Consider the following 3032-nt stretch of genomic DNA (forward strand, 5'->3'; position numbering starts at 1 on the left):
ATAACGGCTTTAACAGTTGTGCAGTTTATAAACAAAACTTATTTCAATCGAAATATCAACAACTTAAAAGTCAGTATTATTTAAAATGCACAACGGGTTACTTAACATTATTAATTACTAAAAAAAGAGCAGAAATTACTGCTCTTTTAATTTACTCTTAATATAGTTGCTAATTGCTGGTATAACATTATCAAAATGAAGCAATCTATGGTTATCTTTTATTTCAAGAATTTCAGTAGTTTCATGTACGGAAACAAAATTTTTATCACTAGTAAATAAATATTTTTGATTCAAAATTTCGTCTGTTTTTGAAGCAATAATTAAAGCATTTTTGGGATGCTGAATTTTCATCAATTGTGGTAATATAAAACCAGGAAAATCAAAATTAGCAATACGTTTATCAATATCCAGCAAAGGACTTGTTAAAATCAAAATGTCATTCTCCCCATTTCGCATTTCTCGAAGTTGATAAGCAAAATTGGCTCCAGTAGAATCCCCAACAATAATTAGCTGATTGTTATTCTTATATTGTTCATGCTTGTCTTCAATTAAAAAATTTATATCAGAATCATTATTCCATTCCAGAAAATCATATTCAAACTGATCCTTAAAATAATCTTTTAGATTAATAAATTTTCTTGAATGTCTGTCGGAACCTAAACCGTGAATGTAGAGTAAGTTTGGTTTCATTTCATTTTCTTTAAATTATCAATCCCTTTTTGTAAAAAATTTACATATTCCTCCCTAACAGATTTTGGTTCGATCGACAAAATGCGCTCTGCATGGGTCAAAAGTTCTTGGTAGAAATCGTAGGTTGGTACCAAAGTTAATTCAATTTTTAATTGTTCATTAGTATCAGTTAGAATTTTTTGAGTATGGTGGATTGGTAGTGACTTCACAAACATGCCTTGCCAAGGTTCAAAAGAAATGGTAATGGTCGTTGGTTCTTCTCCAACTGTAGAAATAATCCCAAACGAGTTAACAAACAAAGCATCAATGTCGACTTCTTGTTTTTTAAAAGTTGAACGAGAAATAGCTAGTTCGGAAATTCTATCCAATCCAAGTGTTTTTAGGAATAATTCCTGTCCGTCATGATCGTTTGCTAAAAGATACCAGCGATTCCGAAATTCTTTTAAAGCATAAGGCTGTACAACTTTTTTTCTTGGAATACCTTCCCAATGTTTGGTATAATTGAAGCTTATAATTTTGGAACTTTTTATCGCATAAATGATTCCTTCGAGGTTTTCTAATCCGGATGCCTGACGTTTTTCAAAATGCATAAGCTTCTCATAATTTGCAGTCTGTTTGTAAGCATTTACCAAAAGAAGATTGTCAAAAATAGTTTGTTCTGAGTAATCATCAATATCTCTAACAATTTGGTAAGTCATTGTAGATCGCTTGAACTTGATTTCAACCCCCAACAATTCTTCCATAATTTTACGATCCCTTTGGAAAGTTTTTTCGCTGAAAGCCAATTCAACTTCGGAATCTTGATGGTTTTTTTCTTCTAGATGTTTTGAAATATCTTCAAAAGAAGCACCTTGCGGTTTTGCTCTCAGATACGTTACAACGTTCATTAATCGTAACATTTGATCTTTTTTTGCCATTGTTTTAAATTTTATACTGCAAACATAAAACAACAAATGGACAAAATATGTCCATTTGGTAATTTTTTTATAAAAGTTTAATTTTTTTTATAAAATAAAGCGTCAACTTCTTTTGTTCCAAGTCCTTCCTTCATTTTTTGAGTAATAAAGACCTTTGGCAGTAATTCCTAGGATTTCTTTACCGGTGTCTGTAAGATCTTGGAACTCACCTTGTGTTGAAGAACCACTGAATCTTATACTCCAAGTTCTACCATCGTTGGTAGAATATTCTAGTTTTTTTGCATCCTTTGGGCTAATTCTAATAAGTTCTTTCCCTTTGTTAATCATTGTTGGCATATCTATTTGATTTTAAATTATACCCCAAAAGTAAAATGTGATAAAGTCAAACCGTGACCGACAAAATATTTATTTTGATTTTTTTTAAAATGGACCCACGATATTTAATAGAGAAAAATCTGGTTTGAGTGTGAGATAAAGAAAGGTTTTATCAGCACTATTAACATTCTTATATTTTCCATCTATAAAGATTTGGGTACCACTAAAAATCTGCTCTAAGGAATTGATAATTTCTTCTTCATGAACAATCGGCAGCTTAGTAGAATGTTTGGATCCAAATTGAATTAAAACTTTTATTATTGGATTAAAGATGGAAATGCGTTTTCCTAATTTAGCTTTTAATTGTTCATTAATTTCCTTTCCACTACCATAAAAACAATATACGGAAGTTAACTCTGGAAATAAATCCAAAACCTGATATTTCATTCTTATCAAATTAATATATTCAGGAACCGACAGCATTTCTTTTTGAAAATGATGATATTCTGTCCATTGTTTCAAAAGCAATTCCGCCTGAATAAATATTTGAAGCAATTGATTTTTCTGTCGGGCAATTTCTATATTATTATTACTTTGATTACCAAATGTTTTAATCTCTTTTGCTTCTTTGAGGTGATCTTGTTTTTTTAAGAGTTCTTTTTCTAAGATTAAATTTTTATACTCTACTTCTAACGGTGCTAAAACCATCAGAAGATCAGCATGTTCTATTAAAGAATTATCATTAAGGAATTGCCTATATTTTAAAATTAATTGTTGCAAATATGCTTCCGCATCAGTTTTCTGATCATTGATCGATCTGGCTTTCTCATAATCTTGATCCTTAATGAAATTGATTTTTTTCTTCTCTAATCGGACAATCTTAAGTTGTGCTTCTAATAATTCTTCTTTGGCCAAAAGGTTTTCTAAATCCATATTTTTTTGCCAAATCTACAATCGCAAAAACCCAAAACGTGTCCAATATAAAAGATTCTCATGCGAGAATCTTTAGACAACTCGTAGTGCACTATCAAACGAGATTTATTTTTAGGTTGTTTATATTTCTGTCAAAAATAAATCTATTCAAAAACTGAATAGTTGTAAGGGTTGTAA

The 3032-nt window shown here is 30.2% G+C and carries 4 protein-coding genes; all 4 read right to left on the reverse strand.

The annotated features are described in order from the left end of the window. Positions 1–135 precede the first annotated feature (135 nt). On the reverse strand, positions 136–690 hold the full coding sequence (locus IV513_RS15210; protein WP_209391404.1) for a hypothetical protein: 555 nt from the start codon (positions 688–690) through the stop codon (positions 136–138). Further along, positions 687–1607 (reverse strand): YafY family protein, encoded by a 921-nt coding sequence (locus IV513_RS15215; protein ID WP_209391405.1) that lies wholly within the window; start codon positions 1605–1607, stop codon positions 687–689. Before IV513_RS15215 ends, IV513_RS15210 begins: the two co-directional genes overlap by 4 nt. A gap of 102 nt (positions 1608–1709) precedes the next feature. Then, a complete protein-coding gene (locus IV513_RS15220) occupies positions 1710–1943 on the reverse strand; it encodes a hypothetical protein (RefSeq protein ID WP_209391406.1) in 234 nt (77 codons plus the stop codon). 84 nt (positions 1944–2027) lie between these two features. Beyond that, positions 2028–2855, reverse strand: coding sequence for a hypothetical protein (locus IV513_RS15225; protein ID WP_209391407.1), 828 nt, complete (start codon positions 2853–2855; stop codon positions 2028–2030). Between the last annotated feature and the right edge of the window lie 177 nt (positions 2856–3032).

The sequence above is a fragment of the Chryseobacterium sp. RR2-3-20 genome (assembly GCF_017808115.1).
Classification (GTDB): Bacteria; Bacteroidota; Bacteroidia; order Flavobacteriales; family Weeksellaceae; genus Chryseobacterium; species Chryseobacterium oryzae.